The organism is Collinsella sp. AM15-2 (genome assembly GCF_003471985.1).
GTDB lineage: Bacteria > Actinomycetota > Coriobacteriia > Coriobacteriales > Coriobacteriaceae > Collinsella.
The window spans coordinates 1-6,348 of the sequence record NZ_QRKO01000037.1 but is presented as its reverse complement, the minus strand read 5'-3'; the positions used below and the strand labels follow the sequence as shown (position 1 = coordinate 6,348).

Genomic DNA, 6,348 nt, shown 5'->3' with positions numbered 1-6,348 from the left:
GTGCGGATGAATGTGGGAGGTGTTCGGATAAAGTCGATAATCAAGGACGGCCAAGCGTTTTAAAAAATGCCAACTTTTCTGTTTGCACTTTGCGATTCCTCGTGTATACTGACTTTCGCATTTAACGGAGAGTTGTCCGAGTGGCCGAAGGAGCACGATTGGAAATCGTGTAGGCGTCAAAAGCGTCTCCAGGGTTCAAATCCCTGACTCTCCGCCAGTTAATTCCAAAGCAGGCCTTCGAGCCTGCTTTGTTTTTACCCCACGCGGAGGGGTGGCAGAGTGGTTGAATGCGGCGGTCTCGAAAACCGTTTGGCCTGTATAAGGTCACGAGGGTTCGAATCCCTCCTCCTCCGCCATTTTGGTTGAGAAAGCTCCCGAAAACGGGGGCTTTTTTGTTTAGAGTCCCTTACAAGCAAATACGGCGGAGGAGGAGGGATTCGAACCCGTCAGGACGCGGAGCGTAAAGAAAACGCGCCAGTGGCGCGTTTTTAGCGCAGCGCGGTCGGCGCAAGCCGACCGAATAAATTTTGAGCTCCGCTCAAAATTTGGACATCCCTCCTATTCAGCCACGTCCCCCATTGCTTTCGATTTCACCTTGAATCTCAAACATGTACATCACCCTCCAAAAACGACATTTTTCGGCATCTTTGGAGGCTGATGTACATGTTTGGTACCCATGACCGTTCCCAGTCCCTACCGTTTGCCGAGCAATAGGGTCTCAATCGCCGCCAACCATGTACTATGTACGGGCATTGTTCAAACCCGAGAATCAAAGGACCTCATCTTGCCCGTCGTCGCCGCTATGACTGTTACTTCACACGCCTCGGATGCCATGGTCGCTATCCCATTTTGGCTCGAGATGTTCGCCGTTGTCGCGGCATCGATCTCGGGCGTGCTGGTCGCTCGCGAGCACAAGCTCGACCTGGTGGGCGCGGTCGCGCTCGCGGTGGTCTGCGGTCTGGGCGGCGGTCTTTTGCGCGATATGACGCTCCAGGTCGGCAACGTCTACATCCTCAACCAGCCCATGGCACTACCGCTCTCCATCGCCACAGCCGCCATCATCTATATCTTCCCGGCAATCGTCGATAAGCCCGAAAAACTCATTCCCCTGCTCGACATCATCTCGGTCGGCATCTATGCAGCAACCGGCGCGGACAAGGCGTTGGTGTACGGATTTGCGCCCGCCGTATGTATCATGATGGGCTTCTTTACCGCCGTGGGCGGCGGCATGCTGCGCGACGGCTTTATGGGCGTGGTCCCGGGCATTTTCCAACGCACCAACTTCTATGCCATCGCGGCCATCGCCGGATCGGCAAGCTATGTAGCCCTCGTCATGAGCGGCCTCATGAGCAATGTTGCCGCGCTGGTCGTATGCGTTGTGGTGACCATGGGGCTGCGTTGGCTATCACTGCGCTTTGACATTAAAAGCCCTACCGAGGAAGACATCGCGCGCTTTTTGCACCGTAAAAAGTAGGTAGCACAGCACAACCCCTCGAAATGCAACCGAGAGATTCTTTTAGAGCGCCCGCGCGTTGGGTACCCTGTTAGATACCTGTCGAGTATCTAACGAAGGATTCACTATGCCTTGCAACCAAGTACCGTCGATCCGGCGCCACAAAGCGCAGGCCCGCATCACCATCCTATTCGCGCTGATTGCGCTCGCGCTCACCGCACTTCCCACGGTGTCGTTCGCCGGCACCGACACCGCGGGAAACGTGCTCGCAACCGAAGTTGACTCAACTCCGTCCGGTATCGAAGGCGACCTGTACTGGGCCGGCCAAAGTCTCAACCTAGACGACGCCTCCATCGGCCGCGATATTATCGCGGCGGGTGAGAACCTGTCGATTCGCGATTGCACCGTAGGCGGCGCCGTTCGTCTGGCGGCACGCACCATCGATATCGCCAAAACCGCAATCGATGGCAGCGTCACGGTGGCCGGCCAGCACGTCGTGCTCAACACCGGCAGCACCGCCAACTGTTTTTACGCGGCAGGCGAAACGGTCGCCCTGCGCGGCTCCGCCAAATCGGCGGCGCTTGCCGGCGACACCGTAACCATCGACGGCACCGTCGATGGCGATGTTGAGGTCTGGGCCGACAAGCTCATCCTGGGTAAAAACGCCCGCATCACCGGCACGGTGAACGCCCACGTCTCACAGGACCCCGAGCGGGCCGAGGGCGCCCAGGTCGGAGCTCTCAAGATCGACCGGACCGAGAACGAGAACACCTCTACGGCCAACGACATTATCGGCGGCATCGTTGCCGCGGCGCTTTCCACCTGCTTTGTCGCCATCCTGCTTGAGCTTGTCTTTCCACGCGCAACCGCCAGCGCTGCCGGCATGCTCCATCAGCGTCCCATGCCGCTGTGGGTAAGTGGTCTTCTGGGCACGGTCGCCGTCGCTCCCGCCGTGCTGCTGCTCATCATCTCGATTGCAGGCCTGTCGCTCGCCGCCGCCCTCATGTGCGGCGTCATCGGCATCGCTTTGGTCTCGGCGGCATTTACGGGCACCGCGGTCGCGCGCATGGTCGGACACAACCAAAACCGCTACGCCATGGCCGCCATGGGCGGTATCGTCGCGGGCGCACTCACGGCACTTCCTCTTATGGGCAACTTTGTCAGCGGTGTAGCCTTCGTCTTCACGCTCGGCTACGCCATCCAGATCATCTGGCGCAACGCCCACCTCAAGCCGCAGCAGCCGGCTAACACGCCAGGACTCCCCACCGCCTAGCCGCCAACCACCACAAAAGGGCCAGGCACCTTTGTGGTGGCGCAAAGCAACCTGATCCCATTGCACCAAAAAGGGCGCCGACCATTGCGGTCGACGCCCTTTCTTATTGGCAGTTATAAGCCCCAGCGCTTATTTGTTGACCTGGCCGGCGCGGACGGCTGCCTTCTTACGGTCGGTGGCGTTGAGCAGACGCTTGCGCAGGCGGATGTTCTTGGGAGTAATCTCCACCAGCTCGTCGTCGGCGATGTACTCCAGCGCCTCCTCCAGAGAGAAGGTGCGAGGCGGCACCAGCTGCACGGAGATGTCGGAGGTCGAGGAACGCTGGTTGCCCAGGTTCTTGGTACGGGCGATGTTGACGACCATGTCGCCGGCCTTGCTGCGCTCGCCCACGATCATGCCCTCGTAGCACTCGGTGCCCGGCTCAACAAACAGCTGGCCGCGCTCCTGCAGCGTGCCCAGGGCATAGGCAACGGCCTTCTCGGTGGTCATGGAGATCATGGCACCGTTCTGACGGTTGCCGATCTCGCCGGCGTAGGGACCGTACTCCAGGAAGGTGTGGTAGAACACGCCCTCGCCGTGGGTGACGTTCATGATGCGGTTCTTAAGGCCCATGATGCCACGCGTCGGGATCTTAAACTCAAGGTGCGTCACGATGCCCGAGGTATCCATGCTCGTCATGATACCGCCGGAGGTACCGAAGACCTCAACGACCTTGCCCGAGTACTCGTCCGGGCACTCGACGACGGCCTGCTCGACGGGCTCCATCTTGTTGCCGTTCTCGTCCTTCTTAAACAGAACGCGGGGACGGCCGACCTGGAACTCAAAGCCCTCGCGGCGCATGGACTCCATCAGGACGGACAGGTGCAGGATGCCGCGGCCCGAGACCTCGACGCCGCTCTTGTCCTCGAGCTCCTCGATCTTCATGGTCACGTTGTTCTCGGCCTCGTTGAACAGGCGCTCCTTGAGCTGACGGGCGCCCACGATGTCGCCGTCGCGACCGACGAGCGGGGAGGTCGAAGCCTCAAAGACGATGGACAGAGTCGGCGGGTCGATCTCGATGGGCTCGAGCTCAACGGGGTTCTCGGGGTCGGTGTAGACATCGCCGATATCGGTGCGGTCAATACCGACAACGGCGGCAATGTCGCCGGCGCCGACTTCCTGGCACTCGGTGCGGCCCAGGTAGTCGAAGGTAAAGAGCTGCTTGACGGTAGCAGTTGCGCTGGAGCCGTCGTTCTTGACAACCAGGATCTGATCGCCCTGGTGAATGGCGCCGGAATACACGCGACCGATGCCGATGCGGCCGACAAAGTTGGAGTGGTCGATGGTCACGCACTGCATGGCCAGCGGGGCGTTCTCGTCAACCTCGGGGGCGGGCATGTCGTCGATGATCATATCAAGCAGCGGATACATGTCCATGTTGCCGTCGTTGGGGTCAAGACGGGCAAAGCCGTTCATGGCGCTGGCGTAGACCACGTGCTCCATGGCGAACTCGAGCTGGTCGTCGGTGGCACCCAGGTCGGCCATAAGGTCCAGGCAGTCGTTGTAGGCCTTCTCGGGGTTGGCGCCCGGACGATCGATCTTGTTGATAACGATCATGATCTTGAGGCCGGTGTCGATAGCGTGACGCAGCACGAAGCGGGTCTGGGGCATGGGGCCCTCAAAAGCGTCAACCAGCAGCAGGGCGCCGTCGGCCATACGCAGCACGCGCTCAACCTCGCCGCCAAAGTCGGCGTGGCCCGGGGTGTCGATGACGTTGATCTTGACGTCCTTGTACTCGATAGAGATGTTCTTGGCGAGAATCGTAATGCCGCGCTCGCGCTCCTGGTCGTTAGAGTCCAGGACGCGGTCCTCGACCTGCTGGTTGGCACGGAAGGCGTCCGTGGCACGCAGGAGCTTGTCGACCATCGTCGTCTTGCCGTGGTCGACGTGGGCGATGATGGCGATGTTCCTCAGATTGTCTACGCGCATGTAGTTCCCCTATCTTCTATCCATATACAAACGGCACGCGTATGCGACCCGCCCAGCGATACAACGCTCAGCGGGAATATTGAGCCTTTTACCGAAAACTCGTTTATTTTAGCGATTTTAGATAAGAGGGGTTTCCTCACCTGCAGGTTCAGGGTCGCTCCACATAAAACCATCGCCGGCACCCATGCCCTCATACAGCACGTATGCCGAAAAACCGCTCTCGAGCGTGGTTTCGAAGAAGCTCACGAGCAGAGCATCGTGATAGCCGCCGTCAATCTCGACGCAGCCGGTGTAGCCGATGGCATAGCGGGCGATACGGCCCAGGCCCTCGTCCTTAAGACCCATCTTGTGCTCGGAGATAAAGTTGGTGGCAGCCTCCAGGCATGCCTCCTCGCCATCTTCGTCGAGTGCGGCCAGATAACGGTTGGAAGCGGCGTCCTCAATTGCCACAACCACGCCCGGGTTCTCGCCCGCGGCCAGGTCGTCCAAGAAGGCGCCAATCAGATCGCACACCATGGCGTCGAGCTCAGCGGAGACGTTACCGGCGTCCTGCATATCCTGTGCCATCTTTAGACCTTCCCATCGAATCCGGCGTCGTTACAGTTCTTGTGCCTCAGCAGCGATCTTGGCGGCAGCGTCGCGGGCGTGCATCATATCCACCGCACGCTTGTCGAGCACCTTGATCTGACTGGTCAGCATTACCGCGTCGACCACGCCCCAGATCACCAGGCCCGTAGAGATCGAAAACCCAAGCGCACCAACTGTACCACGAAGGCGCGAGCAGATTGCCGCGACAAGGGCGGAGATGACAACCATCTTGATAAACGAGCCGCGGCGCTCGCGAAGCGTACGGGCCTGTGTCACATAGGCGAGGCGGGCCGCCTCGGATGCTTCCGAGCGCATCTGGGCTTCACGCGCGATGGCGGCCGCCTCAGCCGACATGCCGCCGGCCATCAGCGAACGCTCCGCAACCTGGACGCCCCGCATTTAGAAGTCATCGGGGGAGAGCGTATGGACGAACTCGTCGAACTTCTCGAACTCCTGCTCGTCGTCGACTTCCTCGGCATGGGCAGAAACGGTGCCCAGGCGATTCATGATGTCGTCCTCCACAAACATGGGAGCATTGCTGCGCACGGCAAGGGCGATGGCATCGCTGGGGCGGGCATCGATCTTGCGCTCGTCACCATCGGCCAGTACGACAATCGTCGCGTAAAACACCGGCGGCTCGGCGCGAACTATCTCGATGCGCTCGAGTTTGGCGCCCAAGGCGTCAACGGTATCGAGCAACAGGTCATGGGTAATCGGGCGCTCGGCGCGACCGCTATCGATGCCGCGGCTGATGGCAGCAGCTTCAAACGAACCAGTCTGAATGGAAAGGGAACGCAGCGGCGCGGGCGAGTCCGATTTGCTGCAGCGCTCGCGAAGCACGATAAGCGATGGCACGGGACCGGCGGCCATGACGATGGTCTCTATGTCGACACGAACCATGGAACACCTCCGGTACGTAGCGGTTAACACGCGGCAGCCCGCCGCATTGAATAGCTATACTACCCAAACTTTCGCACAGCACACAAAATCAAAGTAGTCTTTTTGGGACGGGGCTCTTTTGCCTTGATTATCGACTTTATCCGAACACCTCCCACATTCATCCGCA

Annotated in this window: 6 protein-coding genes and 2 tRNA genes; 4 read left to right on the top strand and 4 right to left on the bottom strand. The window is 59.9% G+C overall.

The genetic code is table 11. The features are described 5' to 3' along the window. Positions 1-126 precede the first annotated feature (126 nt). From DW171_RS09835 to DW171_RS09820, 4 genes are all read left to right on the top strand, one after another. Positions 127-217, top strand: a tRNA-Ser gene (locus DW171_RS09835). Between the two features lie 48 nt (positions 218-265). After that, a tRNA-Ser gene (locus DW171_RS09830) sits at positions 266-356 on the top strand. 428 nt (positions 357-784) lie between these two features. Further along, a complete protein-coding gene (locus DW171_RS09825) occupies positions 785-1,474 on the top strand; it encodes a trimeric intracellular cation channel family protein (protein WP_233539158.1) in 690 nt (229 codons plus the stop codon). A 106-nt stretch (positions 1,475-1,580) separates the two neighbouring features. Next, the gene (locus DW171_RS09820) at positions 1,581-2,726 is read left to right on the top strand and encodes a polymer-forming cytoskeletal protein (RefSeq protein WP_118271086.1); all 1,146 of its coding nucleotides are present in this window, start codon (positions 1,581-1,583) and stop codon (positions 2,724-2,726) included. Between the two features lie 129 nt (positions 2,727-2,855). Here DW171_RS09820 and typA read toward each other — a convergent pair whose 3' ends face one another. The 4 genes from typA to DW171_RS09800 form a co-directional block, all read right to left on the bottom strand. Continuing rightward, complete coding sequence (gene typA / locus DW171_RS09815) at positions 2,856-4,694, bottom strand: translational GTPase TypA (protein WP_055287536.1); 1,839 nt, start codon at positions 4,692-4,694, stop codon at positions 2,856-2,858. A 117-nt stretch (positions 4,695-4,811) separates the two neighbouring features. Further along, a complete protein-coding gene (locus DW171_RS09810) occupies positions 4,812-5,261 on the bottom strand; it encodes a hypothetical protein (protein ID WP_089572580.1) in 450 nt (149 codons plus the stop codon). Between the two features lie 30 nt (positions 5,262-5,291). Then, on the bottom strand, positions 5,292-5,681 hold the full coding sequence (locus tag DW171_RS09805; RefSeq protein WP_117584034.1) for a hypothetical protein: 390 nt from the start codon (positions 5,679-5,681) through the stop codon (positions 5,292-5,294). Next, positions 5,682-6,182 carry a bifunctional nuclease family protein gene (locus DW171_RS09800; RefSeq protein ID WP_117806592.1) on the bottom strand — a complete coding sequence of 167 codons (501 nt, stop codon included), beginning with the start codon at positions 6,180-6,182 and terminating at the stop codon, positions 5,682-5,684. It abuts the gene before it with no gap. Positions 6,183-6,348: the final 166 nt, after the last annotated feature.

Bases quoted from the DNA above. Each gene is read 5' to 3' on its own strand.
- DW171_RS09820 (WP_118271086.1), top strand. From the start codon at position 1,581: ATGCCTTGCAACCAAGTACCGTCGATCCGGCGCCACAAAGCGCAGGCC.
- DW171_RS09800 (WP_117806592.1), bottom strand. From the start codon at position 6,182: ATGGTTCGTGTCGACATAGAGACCATCGTCATGGCCGCCGGTCCCGTG.
- DW171_RS09805 (WP_117584034.1), bottom strand. From the start codon at position 5,681: ATGCGGGGCGTCCAGGTTGCGGAGCGTTCGCTGATGGCCGGCGGCATG.
- DW171_RS09810 (WP_089572580.1), bottom strand. From the start codon at position 5,261: ATGGCACAGGATATGCAGGACGCCGGTAACGTCTCCGCTGAGCTCGAC.
- typA (WP_055287536.1), bottom strand. From the start codon at position 4,694: ATGCGCGTAGACAATCTGAGGAACATCGCCATCATCGCCCACGTCGAC.